Below are 23,141 nucleotides of genomic sequence, written 5' to 3' on the forward strand. Positions count from 1 at the left end.
GTGGGCGCATGGCAGCGGAGGACACCGAGACCGTCTCGATCGACGGCCACCGGCTGAAGCTCACGAACCTCGACAAGGTGATGTATCCGGAGACGGGGACGACCAAGGCGGACGTGATCGGCTACTACCACGCGATCGCCGACGTGCTCATCCCGCACGCGCGCGACCGGATCGCTACCCGCAAGCGCTGGGTGCACGGCGTCGGGACGGCCGAGCATCCCGGCGAGGTGTTCTTTCAGAAGAACCTCGATCCGTCCTCCACCCCGAGCTGGGTGAAGCAGCGGACGATCACGCACAAGACCAGCACGAACACGTACCCGCTGGTGAACGACACGGCGACGCTCGTCTGGCTCGCGCAGATCGCGTCGCTGGAGATCCACGTGCCGCAGTGGCGGGTCGGCCGCGGCGACCAGCGCCGCAATCCCGACCGCATGGTGCTCGACCTCGACCCGGGCGACGGCGCGACCCTCGCCGACTGCGCGGAGGTCGCCCGGCTGGCGCGCGACATCCTCGGCGGGATGGGGCTGGATCCGCTCCCCGTCACGAGCGGGTCGAAGGGCATCCACCTGTACGCCCCGCTCGACGGCTCCCAGACGAGCGACCAGGTCTCGGCCGTCGCGCACGAGCTGGCGCGAGCCCTGGAGGCCGACCATCCCGACCTCGTCGTCAGCGACATGAAGAAGGCGCTTCGCTCGGGCAAGGTGCTCGTCGACTGGAGCCAGAACAACGGCGCGAAGACGACGATCGCGCCCTACTCGCTGCGCGGCCGGCTGCGGCCGACCGTCGCCGCGCCGCGCACGTGGCGGGAGCTGGCGTCGAAGGAGCTGCGCCACCTCGAATACCAGGAGGTGCTCGAGCGGGTGAGCAAGCGGGGAGACCCGCTCGCCGCGCTGACGGCCGGGGGGACCGCGGAGGCGGGGCATCCCGACGCCGACCGGATCGTCATCTCCGACGCAGCGGCGAAGAGCGACCGGCTCACGACCTACCGGTCGAAGCGGGACGCCGCCAAGACGCCCGAACCGGTGCCGGAGGTCAGCCCCGACGCCGCCGACGGCCGGTCCTTCGTCATCCAGGAGCACCACGCCCGGCGATTGCACTGGGACTTCCGTCTGCAGCACGATGGCGTGCTCGTCAGCTGGGCCCTCCCGAAGGGGCCGCCCGACGACCCGAAGCAGAACCACCTCGCCGTCCACGTCGAGGACCACCCGCTCGAATACGGGACATTCGCCGGCGACATCCCGCACGGCGAGTACGGCGCCGGGCACGTCGACATCTGGGACCACGGCGAGTACGCGCTCGAGAAGTGGCGCGACGACGAGGTGATCGTCACCCTCACCGGCCAGAAGGACGGCGGCCTCGGCGGTGTGCCGCGGAAGTTCGCGCTCATCCGCACCGGCGGACGCGACGGCGACGAGAAGAACTGGCTGATCCACCTGATGAAGGCCGACGGCGCGGGCGCGGCGGCGAAGCCGGGCCCGGCCATCACCGATCCGCCCGTCTCACCGATGCTCGCCACCCTCGGCTCGGAGAAGGATGTCGACGACGAGGCCGACTGGGCCTTCGAGATGAAGTGGGACGGCATCCGCGCCATCGCCGTCGTGCGCGGGGGCCGGCTGCGGCTGACGACCCGCAATGGCAACGACGTCACCGCGACCTACCCGGACCTGGCCGGACTCGCCCGGCTGGCCGACGGCCACGACCTCGTGCTGGACGGCGAGATCGTCACGCTCACCCCCCGCGGGCGTCCCGACTTCGGGTTGCTGCAGTCCCGCATGGGGCTGACCCGGGCGGCCGAGGTGGCGGCCGCCGCCGAACGTGCGCCGGCACACTACTTCGTCTTCGACCTCCTGGAGCGGGACGGCCACGACCTGCGCCGCGAGACCTACGACGACCGCCGCTCGGCACTCGAGGAGGCCGTGCGGCCACCCGGCGGCGATCCCGTGCAGGTGCCTCCCGCGTTCGCCGGGGACCTCGCCCACGCCGTGTCCTCCTCCCGCGAGCTGGGGCTGGAGGGAGTGATGGCCAAACGCCGGGACAGCACCTACGTCTCGGGGAGGCGCACCCGGTCCTGGATCAAGATCAAGCACCATCTCGCCCAGGAGGTGGTCATCGGCGGGTGGACGCCCGGCACCGGACGGCGCGCCGGGTCGCTGGGCGCGCTGCTGCTCGGCATCCCGGACGGCGACACCCTCCGTTACGTCGGCAAGGTCGGCACCGGCTTCTCCGACGCGGACCTCGACCGCCTCACGAAACTCCTCTCCGCGCACCCCCGGAAGACCAGCCCGCTGGCGGACGTGCCCTCGACCGACGCCCCCAGCGCTCACTGGGTGCGCCCGGAGCACGTCGGCGAGGTGGAGTTCGCCGAGTGGACGGGCACCGGCCGGCTCCGCCAGCCGTCGTGGCGCGGTCTCCGGCCCGACAAGTCGCCGGACGAGGTCGTACGGGAGGTAGGATCGTCGTCGTGAGCACGCACGTTACCGCCCCCAGCACGTCCACCGCCGAGACCGTCACCGCCGACGACGAGCACGGCGGCCTGGTCCGCAGCCTGAGCGCCACCCTCCCCGGCGCGCTCGGCTCGGTCATCGCGACGGTCGTGGTGCTCGTCACCATCGTCTTCGGCATCTGGAGCCTCATCGCGACCTGGAGCGGCAACCCGGGCGCCGGTCTCCCGCTCTTCCAGGTGGTCGTCGCCGGCACCGTCGTCGCGCTCAACGCGATCTTCGCGCGCAAGACGTTCAGCTACGTCATCACCCTCATCGGCGCCGTGCTCTGGCTCTGGGTGTCCGTGACCCCGTTCGAGGCGTTCTGGCAGACGATCCTGCAGGCGGTGACCTTCACGATCATGGCCGCGGGTGTCGTCTTCTCGACCGCCGCGGTGGCGCTCAGCAAGAAGCCCCGCTTCTGAGTCGGGGCGACGCTCCCGACACGAAGGAGCCCGACGATACGACGCTGGCCCGCCGGCGCCACTTCGTCGACCTCAGCCCGCTGAGGGAGTCCCCCGCGTTCGCGCGCCTCTGGCTCGGCGGCGCGATCTCCGGCATCGGCGGTCAGATGACCATCGTGGCGGTCGGCCTCCACATCTACGACCTGACCGGGTCGACCCTGGCGGTGGCACTCGTCGCCCTCTTCGCGCTCGTGCCGATGATCGTGTTCGGACTCTACGGCGGGGTGCTCGCCGACGCGTTCGACCGTCGGCTGGTCGCACTGATCACGGCCATTGTCGCGTGGGCCTCCACCGCGGGCATCGCGGTGTTCGCGTGGCTCGACATCCAGGTGGTGTGGCCGCTCTATGTGCTCACGACGATCAACGCGGTGGCGTCGGTCATGATCGGCGGCACGCGGCAGGCGATCACGCCGCGCCTGCTGCCCACCCGGCTCCTCCCCGCGGCGAGCGCGCTCGGCGGGATCAGCATGGGCGTGATGGTCACCGTCGGACCGGCGCTCGCGGGCGTGCTGGTGGCGACGGTGGGCATCCCGTGGACGTACACCCTCGACGTGCTGCTCTTCACGGCGGCGTTCCTCGGCATCTTCACCCTGCCGGCGATCGTGCCGGAGGGTGAGAAGCAGAGCGCCGGGCTCGCGTCGGTGCTGCAGGGTCTGCGCTTCCTGCGATCGGCGCCCAACCTCAGCATGACGTTCGTGCTCGACGTGATCGCGATGACGTTCGGTCAGCCGCGCGCGCTGTTCCCCGCCGTCGGCGCGCTGCTGATCGGCGGCGGTCCGGTGACCGTCGGCATCCTGACCGCGGCCGGCGCCGTCGGCACCCTCGTGTCGAGCGTCTTCTCGGGGAGGCTGGGTCACGTGCGCTGGCAGGGTCGTGCCGTGGAGCGGGCCATCCTCGTGTACGGCGCCAGCATCCTGGGCTTCGGGATCGTGCTGGCCGTGGTGGCGCTCGGCGGCTGGACGGGCGGCGGTGCGTCGATCGCCCAGGCCAATCTCCCGGCGCTCGTGCTCGCCACGCTCCTGCTCGCCGCCTCCGGCGCGGCCGACAACGTCAGCTCCATCTTCCGCATGACCATCCTGCAGGCCTCGGCGCCCGACACCATGCGCGGGCGGCTGCAGGGCGTGTTCACGGTCGTCGTGACCGGCGGCCCGCGGCTCGGCGACCTCTATATCGGCCTCCTCGCGCTCACCGGCGCGCTCTGGTTCCCGCCGCTGCTGGGCGGACTCCTGATCATCGTGCTCGTCGCGACCGTCGTGCGCGTGCAGGGGGCCTTCCGGCGGTACGACGCCCTGGAGCCGACTCCCTGACGTCCCCGCCGCAGCGCTGACGTGTGCGCGTGGCCTCGGGACGGCTGGACCGGCTCGCCCCGCCGCTCTCGTCCCGCACCGGCGCACAACCGCGGATGCTGTGCTCAGGCCCGCACCGGATCGGGACCGACGTAGCGCGCTGACGGTCGGAAGATCTTGCCGTCCTCCGCCTGCTCCAGCACGTGCGCCGTCCAGCCGACGACGCGCGCGGCGGCGAAGGTCGGCGTGAACATCGGGCGCGGGATGCCGCAGAGCTCCATCACGATGCCGGCGTAGAACTCGACGTTGGTGTGCAGCTCGCGGCCGGGCTTCAGCTCGGCGAGCAGCTGCTGCACGCGCTCTTCGACGCGCACCGCGAAGTCCACGCGTGCACCGCCGAATCCGAGGGCGACATCCCGCAGCATCCGGGAGCGCGGGTCCTCGGTGCGGTAGACGGCATGGCCGAAGCCCATGATGCGATCACCCGAGCGCACGGCGGCGGTGACCCACTCGTCGATGCGGTCGGGCGTGCCGATCGCGTCGAGCGTGTCGAGCGCGCGGCTGGGCGCACCACCGTGCAGCGGCCCGGAGAGCGCGCCGAGGGCGCCGCCGACCGCGGAGGCGAGGTCCGCTCCCGTCGAGGCGATGACGCGAGCGGTGAAGGTGGACGCGTTGAAGCCGTGGTCGATCGCCGCGGTCATGTAAGTGCTCAGGGCGCGCTCGTGCTCCGGTGCGGGCTCCTCCCCGGTGAGGAGGAAGAGGTAATCGGCGACATGGCCGAGGTCGTCCCGCGGCGCGAGCGGCCGACTCCCCCCGGCGAGCGCGTGCAGGGAGGCCAGCAGGACCGGGGTGATCGCGGCGACGCGGATCGCGTCGCGCAGCCGGGCGCCCGCGTCCTCGTCGTAGACGGGACGGATGCCGTCCGCCGCCGCGACCGCCGTGAGCGCCATCCGCAGACCGGCCAACGGATCGCCTGCGGTGAGCCGTGCGATCGCGGGCAGGAGCTCGGAGACCTCCTCCGGCACGCGGCGGGCCTCCGCGACACGGACCCGGAAGGCGTCGAGCTCCGCGTCGCCCGGCAGCTCGCCGTGCAGCAGCAGATACCAGGACTCCTCGAAGGTGCGATCGCGGGCGAGGTCGACCGCCGAGTGCCGCCGGTAGTGGTAGAACCCCTCCTGCCCGCGCACGTCGCCAAGCGCGGTGCGCGCGGCGACGACGTTGGTGAGCCCACGGGGAACGTCGATCAGGGTGTCGTCCATCCGGTCCATGAGGATAGTGTGAACATGGATTTTCACGACGTCAACGTTGATCGGATCAACATGGATGCACTCCCCCGGCTGACCGCCGAGCAGACCGCCACGCGGCTCGGCGTCAAGCTCGAGACCCTGTACGCCTACGTCGCCCGCGGCCGCCTCACCCGGGTGCGGACGGCGGAGGGCTCCACCTTCGACCCACTGGAGGTCGAGCGTTTCGCCGCATCCCGCCGCCGTCGCGACGCGCCGGCCGGTGCTCAGGGCGGTCGCTCCGAGGGCCGCCCCCTGATGGTGATCGAGACGGACTTCGCACTGATCGAGGACGGCGAGCTGTACTACCGCGGGCGCCGCGCGACCGATCTCGCCGCCGAGAGCTTCGAGACGGTCGCGCACTGGGCGCTCACCGGCGACTGGCAGCCGGAGATCCGGTTCCGCCCCGGCGCCGGAATGGCCGACGTCCGGCGTGCGGTGGAGTCGCTGCCCGCCTCCGCCGGGGACCGCGACCGGCAGCTGATCGCGGTGACAGCCCTCGCCTCCGCAGACCCTTTGCGGACCTCCCTCGACCCGGCGAGCGTCGCCGGGGCGGCTGAGCGCATGGTCGCCGGGATGGTGGAGGCGCTCCCCCTCCTCCGGGCCGAGGGTGAGCACGAGACCGACCCGCTCGCACTGCGCCTGCACCGCCGGCTCCGCACCGGGCCGCCCGCGCCGAGCGCGGTCGCCGCCCTCGACGCGGCGCTCGTGCTGCTCATCGACCACGACCTCGCCGTGTCCACTCTCGCCGCCCGCGCCGCGGCCTCCGCGCGCGCGACTCCATACGGCGTCGTGGTCGCCGGGATGGGCGCGCTCGACTCCCCGTTGCACGGCAACGCCAGCCGGGCGGCCCATCGCCTGCTCGCCCGGGTGGTCGACGGAGAGGAACCCGCACGGGTCGTCGCCGACGCCGTCGTCGGCACCGGTGGACCGGTCCCGGGGTTCGGGCAACCGCTCTACCCGGACGGGGATCCACGGGCCAGAGCCCTCCTCGATCTGCTGGGCGGCGACCCCGATGCCGGTCCGGTGCTCGCCGCGGTCGGGAGTGCGGCGAGCCTCCTGAGCGATCGCACCGGTGCGCTGCCGAACGTCGACCTCGCACTCGGCGCGCTCACGCTCGCGCACGGGATGCGCGATGACGCCGGCGAGGTGATCTTCGCCACGGCGCGGTCGATCGGCTTCGTGCTGCACGCGCTCGCGGAGTACCGTGAGCCTCCGCTCCGACTGCGACCGGTCGGCCGCTACACCGGCCCGACCTGACGCGGTCGACGACCGCGTGCATCGCCGCGGGACGGCCGCGCCCGCGTGTGCACACGCCGTCGTCCCGAGCGGCAGCAGCCGCTACCGCCGCAGCGCCTTGCGCGCCAGCCAGTTGCCGAGGAACTGGGCGGCCTGCACCAGCACGACGATGGTGATGACCGCGATCCAGGTCACCGCCCAGTCATAGCGCTGGTAGCCGTAGGCGATCGCGAAATTGCCCAGGCCGCCGCCGCCGATGCTGCCCGCGATCGCCGACAGGTCGACGATCGCGACGAAGATGAACGTGTAGCCCAGGATGAGCGGGCCGAGCGCCTCCGGGATCAGCAGCGTGGCGATGATGCGCAGCGGGTGGGATCCCATCGCGCGGGCCGCCTCGATCACGCCCGGCTCGATCGTGACCAGGTTCTGCTCCACGATCCGCGAGATGCCGAACGTCGCGGCGATGGTCATCGGGAAGATCGCCGCGGGCGTGCCGAGGAACGTTCCGAGCACCGCCTGTGTCAGCGGGGCGATCGCGGTCATGAAGATGATGAACGGGATCGGGCGGATGAAGTTGACCACGATGTTGAGGACCGTGAAGACCGCCGTGTTCTCCAGCAGGCCGCCCTTGCGGGTGGTGTAGAGCAGCACGCCGAGCACCAGCCCGAAGACGCCACCGAGCACGAGGGTGACGACGACCATCCAGAGCGTCTGCCCGATCGAGTCGAGATAGACGGGCCAGAGAGTGGACCAGTCGCTCATGCGGCGACCTCCTCGACCTCGGTGACGGTGCGCAGCTCGGCGACCAGCGCGTCCACGGCGGCCGGCTCACCGAGCAGCTCGAGCGTGAGGCTGCCGAACGAGCGGCCCTGCAGCGCGGAGATGCCCCCGTAGACGATCTCGAAGCGCACGCCGTGACGGCCGACCGCATCCGAGAGCACCGAGCCCAGCCGGCCGTCGTCGGTGATGCGGGCGGAGACGATACGGCCGGTGTGCTTGCCGCGCAGCCGCTCGATGTCGGCGGCCTCGGGCTGGTTGCGGAGTACCGTGCCGACGAACCGCCGAGCGGTCGACGTCTGCGGGTCGGAGAACACCTCGAAGACGCTCCCCTGCTCGATCACCCGTCCGGAGTCGAGCACGGCGACGCGGTCGGCGATCGACCGGACGACCTCCATCTCGTGCGTGATGACGACGATCGTGACGCCGAGCTCCTCATTGACGCGCTTGAGCAGCGCGAGCACGTCGGCGGTGGTCTCGGGGTCGAGGGCGCTGGTCGCCTCGTCGGCGAGGAGGATGTCCGGATTCGTCGCGAGCGCCCGCGCGATGCCGACGCGTTGCTTCTGGCCGCCGGAGAGCTGGTCGGGATAGGCCCATGCCTTCTCGGTCAGCCCGACGAAGGCGAGCAGCTCCGCGACGCGCGTCTTGCGTTCGTCCGCCGGCCAGCCCGCCACCTTGAGCGGATAGGCGATGTTGCCGAACACGGTGCGCGAACGGAACAGGTTGAACTGCTGGAAGATCATCCCGATCCCGGCGCGGACGCTGCGCAGCTCGCGCTCCTTCAGCGCGGTGAGCTCGCGGCCATCGACGACGATCGAGCCGCTGGTCGCGTGCTCGAGGGCATTGATGAGGCGCAGGAGCGTGCTCTTGCCGGCACCGGAGTAGCCGATGATGCCGAAGATCTCGCCGCGCTCGACGGCGAGATCGATGTCTTCGACGGCGGTGACCGTGGCGTCACCCGAGCGGAAGCTCTTGGTGACGCCACGGAACTCGATGATGGGGCTCACCGTGCTACTTCGCCGCCTCGATGTTCTTCTTGAGGGTGTCGAGGACCGCGATCAGGTCGGACTGCGGCTTGTCGACGATCACCGCGGTGTTCTTCGACTCGGCGAGAACGGACTCGGTGACCTCCTTCGAGTGGTAGAGCTCGGCGACCTTGAGGTACGTCGCGTTGTCCTTGTCCTTCTCGCGGGCGACGAAGGCATTGATGTAGGGCTCGGCGGTCTCGGACTTCGGGTCGTCCTGGAAGATGGCGGACTTCGGGTCGATGCCCGCGGTCAGCGCGAAGTTGTTGTTGACGATGGCGCCGTCGGCCGAGTTGAGCGCCGGGGCGGTCTGGGCCGCGTCGACGGGGATCACGGTGACCTTCGAGGCCGCGACGTCGATGTCGGCGGGCGTGGCAAGAGTGTTGCCGCCGTCCTTCAGCGTGAGGAGGCCGGCCTTCTGGAGCACGAGGAGCGCTCGGGCCTGGTTGGTCGCGTCGTTCGGGATGGCGATCTGCGCGCCCTGCGGGATGGCGTCGACCGAGTCGTACTTCTTCGAGTAGAGCGGCAGCGGCACGACGAGCGTGGAGGCGATGGGCACGAGGTCCTGCTTGGCCTGCACGTCGTAGTTCGCGAGGAACTGCAGGTGCTGGAAGAGGTTGAGGTCGATCTGCCCGTCAGCGAGCGCCGGGTTCGCCTGCGTGTAGTCGCTGAAGCCGACGACGTCGATGGTGATGCCCTCCGCCGCCGCCTTCTTCTTGAGGATCGACCAATACGGTGCGGCCTGCTCGGTGGTGCCGATCTTGACCGTGACGTTCTTCGAGCCCGCGGCCTGCGAGGATCCGGTGCCCGCGAGGTTGACGGCGATGAGCACGCCCGCCACGACGACGGCGACCACCGCGACGCCGATGCCGACGAACCAGCCGGTCTTGGACTTCTTCGGCTTCTCGGGCAGGGCCGGAGCCGGCGAACCGGCAGGAGGGGTGGCGTCGGGCATGGCTGTGCCTCTCTCTTGTGAAGGGGGGATGTGATACCGGTGTTCGTCCGCCGGTGGACCCAGCCTCTCAGCCGCCCGGTGGAGGGTCAAAAAGCATTCCGAAATGTGACGAGGGACGTCTCGCCCGCGCTGTTCCGGACACCCCTATGACGCAGGCGGCGGCGCGCGTAGTGTGGCGGGCACCGAGCGAAGTGGAGGCCCCCATGGGCGCGATCGACGACGACGACATCACCACCAGTGCCAGCGGCGGCGGCGAAGGCCCCGCGGACGGCGGAGCCAACCCGAACGGCCACGACGGCGGAGCCGACGGATCGGCCGGCGAAGGCCCGGCCGACGGCGGAGCCAACCCGAACGGCCACGACGGCGGAGCCGACGGATCGGCCGGCGAAGGCCCGGCCGACGGCGGAGCCAACCCCAGCGGCCACGACGGCGGAGCCGACGGGTCCGCTTGATGGCGACGGACGGGCGCGGGCCGGGCGACCGGCCCGCGCTTTCGCGTTGCACGGCGATCGGGCGGGACGCGTTCGCGGCGGACCACTGGGGACGTCGGCCGCTGTTCACCCGCGCGGCCGACCTCGACGGCGGCTTCGCCGATCTGTTCAGCGCGGAGGATGCGGACACACTCGTCGCCGACCGGGCGCTCCGCACCCCGTTCGCCCGCATGGCGAAGGAGGGCGACGTGCTTCCCGCCGCGCGCTACACGGGCGGTGGCGGTTTCGGGGCCGAGATCGGCGACCAGATCGCGAGCGACCGCGTGCTCGCCGAGCTCGCCGCGGGCACCACGCTCGTGCTCCAGGGGCTGCATCGCACCTGGGCGCCGATCGCGGAGTTCGCGCGGGCGCTCTCCGCCGAGCTGGGTCATCCCTGTCAGGTGAACGCGTACATCACACCGGCCTCCGCACGCGGCTTCGACCCGCACTACGACGTGCACGACGTGTTCGTGCTGCAGATCGCCGGGGAGAAGCAGTGGCGCATCCACGAGCCGGTGCACCCGGATCCGCTGCGCGGCCAGCCGTGGACAGACCACCGTGCCGCCGTCGCCGCCCGAGCGCAGGAGCCGCCCGCGATCGACGAGACGTTCCGCCCGGGCGATGCCCTGTACCTGCCGCGTGGCTGGATCCACTCGGCGACCGCGCTCGGCGAGCTCTCCATCCATCTCACGGTAGGGGTCGCCGCGTACACGCGCGAGGAGGTGATGGCTGCCGCGGTCGGGCAGGCCTCCGACATCGCCGCCCTCCGCACGTCGCTGCCGCTGGGCTTCGACCCGGACGACCAGGCCGCGGTCGACGCCGAAGTGTCGGCTGCCCTCGACACGCTCCGCGCGGCGCTCGATGATCCCGCGCGCCGCGCGGCCGTCGCCGCGGCGGTCGGGGCGACGCTGCGTGCGCGGCGGCGTCGCGACTCGCCTCCCGGACCGGTCCGCCCCCTCGCCACGGTGGCGGCCTCCGATCGCCTGGACGGGATGACCGTCGTCGCCGCACGGAGCGGGCTCCGGCCCGAGCACACCGTCGAGGTCGAGACGGTGACGATCCGTCTCGCCGGCCGCACCGTCGCCCTCCCGATCGCGGCGCGCGCCGCCGTCGAACGGCTCCTGGACGGGAGTCCTGTCCGTGTCGGCGAGCTCCCCGGCCTCGACCCGGAGTCCGCGGTGGTCGTCGCACGGCGACTGCTGCGGGAGGGCGTCGTCGTGATCGCACCGTGACGGACCCCCGATGACGACGGCGGCCGGCTGGCTCCCCTGCAGCGACCGCGCCCGCGAACGGGGCGACCCGCTCGCGGGCACCGCCGGCCTCGGCGAGCGGTGGTTGCTGGTCGAGATCGAGAGCGGGTGGGGGCGGCACGCCTTCTTCGACTCGGCCCTCGACCCGGCCGTGGGCGCAGCGCTGGTGGCGCGGGCGGAAGCCGCGGGGATCCGTCCGCTGGCGATCCGCCGCACCGGGCTGCGAGCGGAGGACCGTCGTGGCCAGCGGTCCTGGCGCTGGGCCCTCGTGGATGCTCGTCCCGGGCGCGCCGCCATCCGCTGGGGACGCGCGGACACGGAGCGGGAGCTGCTCGCGCTGCCGCTCGACGGCAGCGCGGGCGTTCCGAGCGACCGCCCGGTCTATGCGGTGTGCGCGCACGCCCGGCACGATCAGTGCTGCGCCGTCCGCGGACGACCGGTGGTGCAGGCGCTGGCGGCGGCGCATCCCGACGAGACCTGGGAGTGCTCGCACCTCGGGGGCGACCGCTTCGCCGCGACCATGATCGTGTTCCCGCACGGACTGCTCTACGGGCGCGTCCCCGCTGCCGAGGCCGGGCAGGTGGTCGCACGATACGCAGAGGGCCGCGTCGATCCGCGCTACCTGCGCGGTCGCACCGCGCTCTCGACCGTCGCGCAGGCGGCAGAGGCGTTCGCCCGGGACCACTCCGGCGACGACGCGATCGAGGCCTTCCGCGTGCTGGAGGAGCATGCGCACCCGCACGGGTGGACCGTCCGCCTCGCGCACGCCGGCGGAGCGGTCGAGGTCGAGGTGGGCGAGCGCCTCTCGGAGCCGCTGCTCAGCACCTGCGCGGCGACCGTCGCCCACCGGGTCCGAGAGTTCGTGCCGGTCTCGGTGCGCCGGGCCTGAGCGCGGGCGCCTACGCGGGCTGCGACTGCGCGATCCCCCACTGCTGGATCTTCACCAGGTTGCCCGCCGGGTCGCGGAAGGCGCAGTCGCGCGAGCCGTAGAACTGGTCGATCGGCTCCTGCAGCACCTCCGCTCCCGTCGCGCGGATGCGCTCGAAGAGGCCGTCGACGTCATCGGTGCTGAAGACGACGCCCGGCAGGGTTCCCTTGGCGGCGAGGGCGGCGAGGGCATCGCCGTCGGCTTGCGGGCGCCCCGCGTAGGGGTCGGAGATGACGATCTGCGAGCCCGGCTCGCCGGCGACCCCCATCGTGATCCAGTGGTGGCCGTCGTAGGCGACGTCGTTGAGGACGTCGAGGCCGAGCGCGTCGCGATAGAACGCGAGGGACTCGGCGGGATCGGTGGCGATGATGTCGACGAAGTGCACGGAGATGCTCATGGCTCCACCCTACGAAGGCGGCACCGGAGGCGCTTCTCCAAAACTGCTCGCCCCGTCCTGGTGCGGTGCGCGCCCCGGCGCCGGCGGGCTCAGCTGCTCCGCTGGTGCTCGCGCACGGGACGGACGCGCTGCTTGGCGATGCAGTCCGGCATCGCGGTGACGGAGAGGTGCTCGCGCGAGCGGTAGCTGGAGGGCGTCTCCCCCACCAGCTCGCTGAACTTCGCGCTGAACGACCCGAGCGACGTGCAGCCGACCGTCATGCACGCGTCGGTCACGCTCATCCCGGTGCGGAGCAGTGCCATCGCGCGCTCGATGCGGCGTGTCATCAGGTAGCTGTACGGCGTCTCGCCGTAGGCGGCGCGGAATCGGCGCGAGAAGTGGGAGGCCGACATGTAGGCGTGCGCGGCGAGGGTCGGCACGTCGAGCGGCTTGGCGTAGTCGCGGTCGATGAGATCGCGCGCCCGCCGGAGCGCCGCGAGCGTCTGCAGCTCCTCGCGGTTCATCCCTCCACCGTAACCCGCGCGGCCTCCGGCGACCAGGCGGGGATGTCCTCCACGAGCCGGATGAACCCGCTGAGCTCGGTGACGCCCGCCGGGGTCGTCGGCAGGAACTCGGACAGTTCGGGCGAATGGACGAGGAAGGCCGCCCACTTCGCGCGCGAGATCGCGACGTTCAGACGGTTCATCATCAGCAGGAACGACATGCCGCGCGGCGCGTCCGCTGCACTGGAGGCGGCGAGGCTCACGATCGCGATCGCGGCCTCCTGCCCCTGGAACTTGTCGACCGTCCCGACCCGTACGGCTGTCTGCCCGGCGGCGTCGAGCGCGGTGCGCACCTGCGCGAGCTGTGCGTTGTAGGGCGTGACCACGATGACGTCCTCGGGAGCGAGAGGTGCGTCGGTCGCACCGGCGGACGGGTCCGTCCAGGAGCGCCCGAGCACCGTGTCGACGAGCTCGAGGACCACGGCCGCCTCTTCCGGCGACGCGGTCGCGTTGCCGGTGTGCGCGACGGGGACGGGGTGCAGGCCCGGCTCCACGCCGTCGAGCACGCGGTCGCTCGCGGTGGGGTGGGCGTGCAGCCGCCCCTCGTATGAGAGCACGGAGACCGCGTCGGCCAGAGCCGGATGCATGCGGCGGCTCTCGGCGAGGAAGTAGCCGTACGCGGCGGGCAGCACGTCGTGCCCTTCGCTCACCCAGCCCAGCGCCGAACCGTCGACCGGTTCGGGGTGGCGGCCCTGGCTGACCTGGGGCAGCTGCTGCGGGTCGCCGAGCAGCAGGAGGTTGCGCGCGGCGACACCGACGGCGATGGTCGAGGCGAGGGAGAACTGGCCCGCCTCGTCGACGACCAGGAGATCGAGGCTGTCGCGCGGCACACGGCCGGGGTTGGCGAAGTCCCAGGCGGTCCCTCCCAGCACGAAGCCGGACGCCGCGTTGTCCTCCGCGAAGACCAGGTGGGCGTCCGACGGGAGAACCGTGTAGGCCCGCTCGACGTCGGGAGCGGCGGAGGCACTCGCCGCCTTGCCGACCCGTGCGGGATCGAGCCCGGCCGCCACGACGCGGTCGAGCAGGTTCTCCACCACCGCGTGCGACTGGGCGACCACTCCGACGCGCCAGCCGTGCTCGGCGACGAGCCGGGCGATGACGTGCGCGCCGAGGTACGACTTGCCCGTGCCGGGCGGCCCCTGCACGGCGAGGTACGAGCGGTCGAGGTCGAGCAGGCTCGCCACCACCGCCGTGATGCGTCCGCCGCCGTCGGCCGGCCCCTCGTCGGCCAGCCGGCCCGAGCGGGTGCGCGGCGGTGTGCGGCGCAGCAGATCGACCGTCGCATCGACCGGCCAGGTGCCGCCACGCAGCGCGGCGAGGAGGTCGGAGCCCCACTCGCGGATCGCGTCGCCCAGCCGTCGTGCGTCCGGCGGCGCCGCGGGTGTGAGCGCCGTGGGCGTGTTGCGGTACGGGAGGACGTCCTTCGGCAGTGTCTCCCGAACCACGACGGAGCCGTCGTCGGTCGCTCCGATCACGGCGACGGTGCGGGCGGTGCGCGAGCCCGGCTGGGCACGCGGCTGGCGGTAGGGCCCCGGGAACTCGTAGAGCAGGAAGGGCCCGCTGCGCTCGCTGACGCGCACGGCGCTCCCCGCTCCCCACTGCCCGCTCAGGAGCAGCTCGCGGCGTTCGACACGCTGTCCGTCGTCCTGGTGCCAGTCGCGGACGACCTGCACCGACTCGACGGCGAGCACGTCGCGGGTCTCGGCCCACTCCTCGATCGGCTGGATGAGGCGGGCGTAGTGCGACTGCCAGAAGGTCTTCTGCTCGCGGCGGTGGAAGTCGATCGCGGCCGCCGCAAGGGCGACCGCCGCTCGATCGGGAGTGCGGTGCGGGTCGAGCGGATCGCCCGCGTACCCGAGCAGGGCGGCGCGCAACGGCGACTCCTCCGGGGCGGGTTCGAGGTCGTCGACGGGTGCCGCGCCGACCGGGATGCTGTTCTCCGCGGCGCGGTCGAGCAGCCAGTCGCGCAGGCGCAGGGTGCTGACGCAGTCGTAGCGGTTGTAGTCGGCGAGCGCGTCGAGCAACGGCTGCGCCTCGTCGTCTCGTCCCAGCGCCAGCAGGTCGCGGGCGTTGGCGTACTCGGTGATCGAGTCGGCGCCGTTCGTGACTTCGCTGTGGCGCAATTCGTCGCCCATGTAGAGCGGTTCGAGCTTCTTGATCGAGTACGAGCGCGACCCCACCCGGACGGCCTTGCGCACCAGCGGGTACAGGTCGACCAGCACCGCGTCGCGCAGCAGGCCGTCGACCTCCTCTTCGCCGACGCCGTGGCGGGCGGCCAGCGCGAGCAGGTGGGTCTGCTCGTAGGCCGCGTAGTGGTAGATGTGCAGCTGCGGGTACTGTCGGCGGCGCTCGCGCACGAACGCGAGGAACGCCTCCAGTGCCACCCGCTCGGCTGCGAAGTCGTGCCCCCAGAAGGCGGTGTACTCGGCGTCCACGTCGACCATGCCGAACAGGTAGTCGAGTCCCCAGCGCTCGCCCGCGCCCTCCGTGTAGAGCGGATCGCCCTCGAAGTCGAAGAAGAGGTCGCCCGGATCGGGCTGCGGAAGGGCCGCGAGCACGGGCGCGTTGTAGACCCGGACGGGAGGGGCCTCCCCCGGTGCGGCCCGCAGCTGCAGCCGAGCCTGTTCGCGCAGCCCCTCGAGCGTGCCGTCGGGGATCCCCTCGATCGGCCCGTCGGAGGCGGCCAACGAGTCGATGGTGCCGAGCCCCGCGGCGATCAGGCGGTCGCGCTGCGTGACGCGCATCCCCGCGACCAGGAGCACGTCGTGGGAGGCCTGCACCTCGGCGTCGCACGTGTCGCAGCGACCGCAGACGGTGAAGCGGGGGTCGCCCCACGCGACCGCACCCGGATCGGCCAGATGCGCGTCGATCACATCGAGCAGACGGGCGCGGCGCTTGCGATAGACCGGTTCGATGTCGGACAGCCGGTGCTCGCTCACGGATCCGTCGCCGAGGAGCAGCTCGACGGTCTCGTCGGTGTCCACCCCGAGCCGGCGCAGCTGGTCGGCGTAGGCGGCGAGCTGCAGCAGCGCGGTGACGCGCGCACTGCGGGCGAGCTTGGAGTCCTGCACGCGGTAGCGGCCATCGGGACGACGCACCACGAAATCGGCGAAGCCGACGAACGCCCCGTCGAAGAACGTCGCCTGGAACACGACCTCGGCCTCGGACCGGAACGCCTCCGAGGTGAGCGCGACGGCCTCCGCCAGAGCGTCCGCCGTCAGATTCTCGGGGCGCGCGATTTCGGCCACGCCGCTCCCGAAGGTCTCGCGGTAGCGCTCCAGGATGTGGTGCTCGTGCTCGTCGCCCAGCCGGGATGACCGCACGTACATCGGGTCCTCGATCTCGCGTTCCTTCTCGATGCGCCCGAGCTTGACGTCGAGCGAGCGCAGGAACGCGAACTCGCATTTGGAGGCCTCGGTCAGATCGCTGGCGCTGGTGACGATGACTCCGTCGAGCACGAACACGCGCTGCCCCTTCCGTCGAACCTCCCCTCAACCTACCGGGGACCCCCGACACCCCCGGAGCGGCTCAGCCCTTCGCCGCCGCCTTCATCGCGCGCTTGTGCTCGCGCACGCGGGTCAGCGACGCGGCGTCGACGATGTCGGCGACCGACCGGAAGCCCTCGGCACCGTAGTCCCCTGCCGCCTCGCGCCAGCCCGGCGCCCGCACATCCTTCTGCTTGCCGAGCAGGGCGAGGAAGATCTTCGCCTTCTGCTCGCCGAAGCCGGGCAACGCTCTGAGACGGCGCAGCACCTCCGCGCCCGACGGATCGTCGCGCGTCCAGATCGCGGCCGTGTCGCCGCCCCAGTCGGAGACGATCGCGGCGGCGAGCGCCTGCACGCGACCCGCCATCGAGCCGGGAAAGCGGTGGACGGCGGGCGTCTGCTTCATCACGGCCGTCAGCTCGTCCGGGTCGAGCGCGGCGATCTGCGCGGGCTCGAGTGCGCCCAGCCGGTCGCGCAGCTTCGCCGGGCCGGCGAAGGCCGTCTCCATCGGCACCTGCTGATCGAGCAGCATCCCGACCACGAGGGCGAACGGCGAACTGTCGAGAAGGGCGTCCGCCTCGGCGTCGCCCGTGATGTGGAGGGACATGCCCTCATGGTCCCACGCACCCGCCTGCTCCGGAAAGCCGCACCGCCACACCGCTCAGTTCGCCGTTCAGACGGCGTTCTCGCGCCGCCGCGCGTACAACTCCGGATCGGCGCGGGATCGCTCCGCAGGGCGATGTCGACGACGCGCGCTCACTGCAGCAGCAGCGCGACCCCCGCGATCGCCGACAGCACCGCAAGCAGCAGCGCGACCGCCAGGAGCACCGCGTGAACGATGAGGAACGGGGTGGCCTTGCCTGCGGCGTCGCGGGCTCGGGCGTCCCGGCGGACGCGGGTGAAGAAGCGGGGCCACGCGAAGACGTTGAAGGCGGCATTGAGGAACAGGACGAGGGCGGCGAAGACGGTCATCGTGCCTCCAGCGTACGGGACCGGCCGAAGCGCTCGCTCAGGAGGTCGAGCATCGCGAGCGCGGCCGTGCTCGGGCGCGGGCGCGCGATCGCGTCCAGCCGCCACTCGATGCGCTCCCTCAGGGGGATCACGACGGCACCCGCGGCGGGGATCACCGTGAGAGCGGGTAGGACCGCGACGCCGAGGCGCGCGGCGACGAACCGCGGGATCTCGCCCAGGTCGGACAGCTCCGTCGGCACACGGCGCGAGATCCCGCGCGCGGCGAGCTCCCGGTCGAGTGTGACCCGGTTGCCGAACCCCGCGCGGGCGTCGACCCACTGCTCGTCCGCCAGCTCGGCCAGCGACACCTCCGGGCGTCCGGCCAGCGCGTGATCGGCCGCGACCACGGCCACGAACGGCGAGACCGCCAGCTCGCGCTCGAGCAGCCCGGGCAGGCGATCCGGGAGGCCGACGAAGGCGACGTCGAGCCGCCCCTGCCGCACATCCTCCGCCAGCCCGGTCGAGCCGCTGGGCGACGGCCCGAGGCGCAGATCGACGAGAGGATGCCGCTGATGGAACTCCCCCATGATCCCCGGCAGGTCGATCGTCGTGAGGTTGGTGAAGATGCCGACCCGCACGACGCCGCGCAGCTCGCCGTCGCCGCGCGCCGCATCCCGAACGCGCTCGACGGCCCGCAGCGCGTCCCTGGCCTCCTCCAGCACAGCGACGCCCGTCGCGGTCGGCCGCACCCCGTGCGGATCGCGCTCGAACAGGGCGGCGCCGAGCTCTCGCTCGAGGGCCCGGACGCCGGCGGAGACCGTGGACTGGGCTGCGAACACCCTCTCGGCCGCGCGCGTGAAGTTGAGCTCTTCGGCGACGGCGACGAGGTATTCGAGCTGACGGGTCTCCATGGGCCCATGATAGTGCGGCCATCGATCATTCCGATGACAGGCATCGATTCTATCCGTTGGACTCGATTGCCGGGGCGGTGCATTCTTCACATATGACCACCATCCGCGAACCCGAGACCGCTTCCGTCCCCGCACAGCACACCGCTCCGCTCCGCCGCGCCGGCGGCTGGCGCTTCCGCCACGGTGCAGGATTCTGGGTCATCGCCGCAGCGTTCCTCGCGGTGATGGCGTTCTCCACCGTGCCGACCCCGCTCTATGCGCTGTACCAGGCGCGGGACGGATTCCCCACCTGGGTGATCACCGTCGTCTTCGCCGCCTACGCGGTCGGGGTCATCGCCAGCCTGTTCCTCATCGGACATCTGAGCGACTGGGCCGGCCGCCGCAGGATGGTCCTGATCGCCCTGCTGGTCGAGCTCCTGGCCGCGGCCGTCTTCCTGGTGTGGAACGACGTCTCGGGTCTGATCGTCGCGCGCGTGCTCTCCGGTGTGGGGGTGGGTGCTCTCACCGCGAGCGCGACGGCGCATCTCAGCGAGCTCCGTGCGGTCGCCCGTCCGGAGGAAGGACCCCAGCTGGCCGGGACGGTCTCCACCGTCGTCAACACGGGCGGACTCGCCCTCGGCCCGCTGCTGGGCGGCGCGTTCGCGCAGTTCCTCCCTGCTCCGCTGCTGCTGCCGTACGTCGTGTTCCTGGTCGTGCTCGCACTGGCCTCGCTCGCGGTCGCGCTCGTGCCCGAGACGGTGGAGCGGGCCGAGGAGCGCCCCGCCTACCGTCCGCAGCGGATCTCGCTCCCCGCCTCGGCGCGCGGCGCGTTCTCCGCCGCCGCCGTCGCCGCGTTCGCCGGCTTCGCCGTCTTCGGCCTCTTCACCTCGCTCGCGCCGAGTGTGGTCTCCGGCGTCCTGCACCAGAGCTCGCACCTCCTCGCCGGCGCGGTCCCGTTCACCGTGTTCGCCGCCTCCGCCCTGTCGCAGATCGTGTTCGCGCGGTTGCGGATGCGCGCCCAGCTGGCCCTCGCCCTGGTGCTGATGCTCGTCGGACTCGCGGGTCTCGCCGCGGGCGTCCTGGTCGCGTCGTTGGCGGCGTTCCTGGTGAGCGGCATCCTGGCCGGGGCGGGCGTCGGCCTCCTCTTCCGCTCGGCCATCGGCGTGACGGCGGCGCTCTCCGCCCCCGAGCGACGCGGCGAGGTCCTGGCGGCGATCTTCCTGGTCGCCTACATCGGTCTCGCCCTGCCCGTGCTCCTGGTGGGCGTCGCCCTGATCGTGTGGCCGCTCGTCCCCGTCCTGATCGTCTTCGTCGCGGCGGTCGGCGTGCTGGCCCTGGTGGGCGGACTGCGGATGCTGCGCACCGCCTGACCGGCGGCGGCCATCCGCCGGCGTGGCGTCAGCCGGGCAGGTCGATCACCCGCAGCGATGTCGCACGAGCGTAGCCGCCCTCGACGAGGTCGACCTCGAAGCCGGCCAGTTGCTCCAGGTGCCGTGAGACGCGCAGCGCGCCGACATCGAGAGGCTCGCAGCCGATCGCGACGACGAGCTCAGTGACGAGCGTCTTCGCCGGGCCGTCGTCGGCGGCCACCAGCACCTGCGGACTCCCGTCTCCGGCGAGGTGCTCCGCGTAGACCGTGTTGAAGGCCTTGACGACGATCGCGCCGGGCGCGGCCTCCGCCATCCGCTCGGCCAGCGACGGCCCGGCCCCGTAGCGGCTCTCGAAATGCGGCGGATCGATCGGGTTGCCCAGGTCGAGCACGACCCGACCGGCGAGCTCGCCGGCGAGCTCGCCCACGACCTCGAGAGCGGCCGTGTCCCGTACCGCGACGATGACGACGTCGCTCTGCGCCGCGTGGAGCAGGTCGGTCCCGGAGCTGGCGCCGATCTCGCGGGCCAGCGTCTCGGCCCGGACGGGATCCCGCGACCCGATGACGACGTCGTGCCCGATGGCCGACAGCCGGCGGCCGAGCGCCGCGGTCATCGCGCCCGTGCCGAGGATGCCGATCCTCACCTGTCCTCCCCTCCGTCGATCCCCGTCCGACGGACCGGGTGCGGACGATCGCACGTCCGCACCCGGTCCGTCTGCGGCCGATCGCTCAGCAGTACTCGTAGCGGTAGGCGCTGTTCCCCTTCGCGACCACGTCGCGGTCGCGGAGGATCACCGAGATGTTCTTGCCCTGCGCGGCGCACGCCTGGGTGTACGCGGAGCGGGGGTTGTCGGTGTACTCGATCTCGATGACGTTGTTCCCGTACACCGAGGTGTAGGCGTCGCACTCCGTGTTGTACTGGCACTCCTCGGCGATCGCGAAGTCGAAGCCGACCGTGTTCTTGCCGGCCGACCCGAGCTCCGTCGTGTTCTTCTGCGCGATCGCGAGGCCCTTCTGGTGCGCGTGCGCGGCGAGGAGCGTCGCCAGGTTGACGTTGTTCTGCTTCGTGAGCAGCTGCTTGCCGCCGCTCTTCGAGCGCGTCCAGGAGTCCAGGTTGTCCGGCTCGACCGCCTGGAATCCCTTGGTGGCGCACTCGTCGATCCAGCCGTTCACGATCGCGGCGATCCGGGTGCGCTTGGCCGCGGTGGACGTGTCGAGCAGGTACTCGTTCCACTCCGGGTCGCCGACCTTGACGCCCTTCGCGTTGCGGAGGATCAGGTCGTCGTTCGCGCCCGCCCACGTCGTGGTGTCGTCGGGCTGCGTCTGGAACGCATTGACGTAGCAGATGTTGTACTTCCCGGCGACCGGGGCGGCGGTGTGATCGCGGTCGACGATCCCGACGGACGCCGCCGGTGTGTACGGTCCGCCGATCTGGTAGTCGAACTGGGCGTTCACCGGCGGCGGCGCCGGTGTCCCCGTCGCCGCCTGGGCGGCCGTCCCGCCTGCCACGACCGACACGGCGATCGCGCCGGCCGACAGCAGGGTGGTGAGGATGGTGCGAGATGAGGCACGCATCGGTGCTCCGATCTGCGGATGCCCCGCCTCGAGCGTGATCTCTGGCGTATCGCCCGGCGATCGTTCCCCTGACCGCCGGTAGGGCTCTCCACGGCGCGCTCAGGATACGAGGGGCGCGCGGGCCGACGCAAGAAACGCTCAATCGGACCGACGATTCGGGACCGCCGCCCGACCGTCGTGATCGCTCAGTCCGCCGCCACCAACTGCACCCGGAGGGAGTCCACGCGCGTCGCGATCACGTCGTCCGCGGCCCAGCGCTGGGCGAGCCGGGCCAGGATGACGTCCAGTTCTTCCCTGGTCAGGCCGGTGGCCAGCGCGAGCCGCACGACGAGCTCCTCCCCCCGCAACCGGTGGTCGGGGTCGCCGGCGTCCAACCGCACGGCGTGGACCCCGAGCTCTGTCGCGATCGACGCGTCGAAGGCGGCGGACACCTCGGGATCGCGGTGACTCGGCAGCCAGCGTCGCCCTCGCGCCACGGCCCAGACCGCGGGCCGCCGCAACACGAACTCCGTCTCGCTGGTCGGGTCGAGGACGATCAGTTCCGTCTCCTCGGAGGCCGCGGCGAGCGCGGCTCGACGGCCGTCGACAGGGACGGGACGCGCGGCGGGATTCCAGGTCTGCATCGCCGTCACGGACGAGAACACCGGCAGGACGCTCCGGCCGTCCGGGCCGGAGACCGTCACGATCGACAGCTCCTGCGACTTGTCCACCGTCAGTCCGGCATCGGTCGTGCCCTCGTCACCGAGTTCGGCTACGAGCGGGATGAGGAGGCGGGACTCCCCGAGCACGTGCACGACCGCCTCGGGTCCGACCTCTCCCGCGCGGAACGCCGCGAGGGCGCCGAGCAGCGCGGGGGGCGCCGTTCCGTCGTCGTCGCCGAACGGGTTGTCGTCGAAATGCCGCCCGTCCCAGGGCTGCCCGGCGGAGTCGGCGAGCGAGGCCGCGAAGCTCCGCAGGCGGTCGGCGCCCTGCTCGGTCGGCGTCGCGGGCGGGCGCGCCGCCGCGGCGTCCTGACCGTCGTCCGGGTCAGTAGCCCGCGACATCCAGCGCCTCAGGGAGCGTGAACGCGCCGGAGTACAGCGCCTTGCCGACGATGGCGCCCTCGAGTCCCAGCGGGACCAGCTCGCGCAGGGCGGCGATGTCGTCGAGGTTCGCAATGCCGCCGGAGGCGACGACCGGGCGCTCGGTGCGGTCCATGACCTGACGCAGCAGATCGATGTTCGGTCCGCGCAACGTGCCGTCCTTGGTCACATCGGTGACGACGTACCGGGCGCAGCCGGCCTCCTCGAGGCGGTCGAGGACCTGCCAGAGGTCGCCGCCGTCGCGCGTCCAACCGCGCGCGGCGAGCGTCGTGCCGCGCACGTCCAGCCCGACCGCGATCGCCTCCCCGTACTGCCCGATCACGTGGGCGGCCCACTCCGGGTTCTCCAGCGCGGCGGTGCCGAGGTTGACGCGCGTCGCGCCGATCTCGAGCGCCTGCTCCAGCGACTCGTCGTCGCGGATCCCGCCCGAGAGCTCGATGTTGACGCCCTTGACCTGGCGGATGACCTTCTTGAGAAGCGACCGGTTCGACCCGCGGCCGAAAGCCGCATCGAGGTCGACCAGGTGGATCCAGTCCGCGCCGGCGTCCGCCCACTCGGCGGCCGCGTCGACCGGGTCGCCGTAGCTGGTCTCGCTGCCGGCCTCGCCCTGCGTCAGACGCACAGCCTTGCCGTCCGCCACGTCGACGGCCGGGAGCAGGACGAGCTTCGGCGTCTTGTTGAATTCGCTCACAG

General features: G+C 72.0%; 22 protein-coding genes. 8 read left to right on the forward strand and 14 right to left on the reverse strand.

Features of this window, described 5'->3' with window-relative positions:
- Positions 1–8: 8 nt before the first annotated feature.
- From IT072_RS12745 to IT072_RS12755, 3 genes are read left to right on the forward strand one after another with little or no spacing between them, the layout of a single operon-like run.
- Entirely contained in the window at positions 9–2,465 is a 2,457-nt protein-coding gene (locus IT072_RS12745) for an ATP-dependent DNA ligase (RefSeq protein ID WP_223357137.1), read from the forward strand.
- Positions 2,462–2,905, forward strand: coding sequence for a hypothetical protein (locus IT072_RS12750; protein ID WP_223357139.1), 444 nt, complete (start codon positions 2,462–2,464; stop codon positions 2,903–2,905). The genes IT072_RS12745 and IT072_RS12750 overlap by 4 nt, the downstream gene beginning before the upstream one ends.
- 44 nt (positions 2,906–2,949) lie before the next feature.
- Positions 2,950–4,251 carry an MFS transporter gene (locus IT072_RS12755; protein ID WP_223360972.1) on the forward strand — a complete coding sequence of 434 codons (1,302 nt, stop codon included), beginning with the start codon at positions 2,950–2,952 and terminating at the stop codon, positions 4,249–4,251.
- A 104-nt stretch (positions 4,252–4,355) separates the two neighbouring features.
- Here the strand turns inward: IT072_RS12755 and IT072_RS12760 are convergent, their stop codons facing one another.
- Complete coding sequence (locus IT072_RS12760) at positions 4,356–5,498, reverse strand: citrate synthase/methylcitrate synthase (protein ID WP_223357141.1); 1,143 nt, start codon at positions 5,496–5,498, stop codon at positions 4,356–4,358.
- Positions 5,499–5,513: 15 nt separating this feature from the next.
- On the opposite strand from IT072_RS12760, the gene IT072_RS12765 reads away from it, so the two are divergent.
- A complete protein-coding gene (locus IT072_RS12765) occupies positions 5,514–6,773 on the forward strand; it encodes a citrate synthase (protein WP_223357143.1) in 1,260 nt (419 codons plus the stop codon).
- Between the two features lie 81 nt (positions 6,774–6,854).
- Here the strand turns inward: IT072_RS12765 and IT072_RS12770 are convergent, their stop codons facing one another.
- The 3 genes from IT072_RS12770 to IT072_RS12780 are packed head-to-tail and all read right to left on the reverse strand — an operon-like array spanning position 6,855 to position 9,509.
- Complete coding sequence (locus tag IT072_RS12770; protein ID WP_223357145.1) at positions 6,855–7,514, reverse strand: methionine ABC transporter permease; 660 nt, start codon at positions 7,512–7,514, stop codon at positions 6,855–6,857.
- Positions 7,511–8,536, reverse strand: coding sequence for a methionine ABC transporter ATP-binding protein (locus IT072_RS12775; protein ID WP_223357147.1), 1,026 nt, complete (start codon positions 8,534–8,536; stop codon positions 7,511–7,513). The genes IT072_RS12770 and IT072_RS12775 overlap by 4 nt, the downstream gene beginning before the upstream one ends.
- A 4-nt stretch (positions 8,537–8,540) precedes the next feature.
- A complete protein-coding gene (locus IT072_RS12780; protein ID WP_223357152.1) occupies positions 8,541–9,509 on the reverse strand; it encodes a MetQ/NlpA family ABC transporter substrate-binding protein in 969 nt (322 codons plus the stop codon).
- Between the two features lie 203 nt (positions 9,510–9,712).
- Here IT072_RS12780 and IT072_RS21275 point away from each other — a divergent pair, with 203 nt between their 5' ends.
- From IT072_RS21275 to IT072_RS12795, 3 genes are read left to right on the forward strand one after another with little or no spacing between them, the layout of a single operon-like run.
- A complete protein-coding gene (locus IT072_RS21275) occupies positions 9,713–9,961 on the forward strand; it encodes a BatC protein (RefSeq protein ID WP_263282045.1) in 249 nt (82 codons plus the stop codon).
- Positions 9,961–11,211, forward strand: coding sequence for a cupin domain-containing protein (locus IT072_RS12790; protein WP_223357153.1), 1,251 nt, complete (start codon positions 9,961–9,963; stop codon positions 11,209–11,211). The genes IT072_RS21275 and IT072_RS12790 overlap by 1 nt, the downstream gene beginning before the upstream one ends.
- 10 nt (positions 11,212–11,221) lie before the next feature.
- Positions 11,222–12,118, forward strand: a complete 897-nt coding sequence (locus tag IT072_RS12795) for a sucrase ferredoxin (RefSeq protein ID WP_223357154.1) — start codon at positions 11,222–11,224, stop codon at positions 12,116–12,118.
- A 10-nt stretch (positions 12,119–12,128) separates the two neighbouring features.
- Here the strand turns inward: IT072_RS12795 and IT072_RS12800 are convergent, their stop codons facing one another.
- The 6 genes from IT072_RS12800 to IT072_RS12825 form a co-directional block, all read right to left on the reverse strand.
- Entirely contained in the window at positions 12,129–12,554 is a 426-nt protein-coding gene (locus IT072_RS12800) for a VOC family protein (RefSeq protein WP_223357156.1), read from the reverse strand.
- A gap of 89 nt (positions 12,555–12,643) precedes the next feature.
- Positions 12,644–13,057, reverse strand: a complete 414-nt coding sequence (locus IT072_RS12805; protein ID WP_223357158.1) for a helix-turn-helix transcriptional regulator — start codon at positions 13,055–13,057, stop codon at positions 12,644–12,646.
- Positions 13,054–16,560 (reverse strand): TM0106 family RecB-like putative nuclease, encoded by a 3,507-nt coding sequence (locus IT072_RS12810; protein WP_223357160.1) that lies wholly within the window; start codon positions 16,558–16,560, stop codon positions 13,054–13,056. The genes IT072_RS12805 and IT072_RS12810 overlap by 4 nt, the downstream gene beginning before the upstream one ends.
- Positions 16,561–16,624: 64 nt before the next feature.
- Positions 16,625–17,188 (reverse strand): HhH-GPD-type base excision DNA repair protein, encoded by a 564-nt coding sequence (locus IT072_RS12815; protein ID WP_223357162.1) that lies wholly within the window; start codon positions 17,186–17,188, stop codon positions 16,625–16,627.
- Positions 17,189–17,337: 149 nt separating this feature from the next.
- Positions 17,338–17,553 carry an SCO4848 family membrane protein gene (locus tag IT072_RS12820; RefSeq protein WP_223357164.1) on the reverse strand — a complete coding sequence of 72 codons (216 nt, stop codon included), beginning with the start codon at positions 17,551–17,553 and terminating at the stop codon, positions 17,338–17,340.
- Positions 17,550–18,443: a LysR family transcriptional regulator gene (locus IT072_RS12825; protein ID WP_223357166.1), complete on the reverse strand. Its 894-nt coding sequence runs from the start codon at positions 18,441–18,443 to the stop codon at positions 17,550–17,552. Before IT072_RS12825 ends, IT072_RS12820 begins: the two co-directional genes overlap by 4 nt.
- Before the next feature lie 92 nt (positions 18,444–18,535).
- Here IT072_RS12825 and IT072_RS12830 point away from each other — a divergent pair, with 92 nt between their 5' ends.
- On the forward strand, positions 18,536–19,792 hold the full coding sequence (locus IT072_RS12830; protein WP_223357168.1) for an MFS transporter: 1,257 nt from the start codon (positions 18,536–18,538) through the stop codon (positions 19,790–19,792).
- 28 nt (positions 19,793–19,820) lie between these two features.
- Here the strand turns inward: IT072_RS12830 and IT072_RS12835 are convergent, their stop codons facing one another.
- The 4 genes from IT072_RS12835 to priA all read right to left on the reverse strand — a co-directional run bounded on the left by IT072_RS12835 (position 19,821) and on the right by priA (position 23,139).
- The gene (locus tag IT072_RS12835) at positions 19,821–20,435 is read right to left on the reverse strand and encodes an NADPH-dependent F420 reductase (RefSeq protein ID WP_223357170.1); all 615 of its coding nucleotides are present in this window, start codon (positions 20,433–20,435) and stop codon (positions 19,821–19,823) included.
- A gap of 85 nt (positions 20,436–20,520) precedes the next feature.
- Complete coding sequence (locus IT072_RS12840; RefSeq protein WP_223357178.1) at positions 20,521–21,366, reverse strand: endo alpha-1,4 polygalactosaminidase; 846 nt, start codon at positions 21,364–21,366, stop codon at positions 20,521–20,523.
- Positions 21,367–21,551: 185 nt separating this feature from the next.
- On the reverse strand, positions 21,552–22,409 hold the full coding sequence (locus tag IT072_RS12845; protein ID WP_223357180.1) for an SseB family protein: 858 nt from the start codon (positions 22,407–22,409) through the stop codon (positions 21,552–21,554).
- Positions 22,393–23,139: a bifunctional 1-(5-phosphoribosyl)-5-((5-phosphoribosylamino)methylideneamino)imidazole-4-carboxamide isomerase/phosphoribosylanthranilate isomerase PriA gene (gene priA, locus IT072_RS12850; RefSeq protein WP_223357182.1), complete on the reverse strand. Its 747-nt coding sequence runs from the start codon at positions 23,137–23,139 to the stop codon at positions 22,393–22,395. The genes IT072_RS12845 and priA overlap by 17 nt, the downstream gene beginning before the upstream one ends.
- Positions 23,140–23,141 lie beyond the last annotated feature (2 nt).

Origin of the sequence: Leifsonia sp. ZF2019, assembly GCF_019924635.1 — a bacterium.
Lineage (GTDB): Bacteria > Actinomycetota > Actinomycetes > Actinomycetales > Microbacteriaceae > Leifsonia.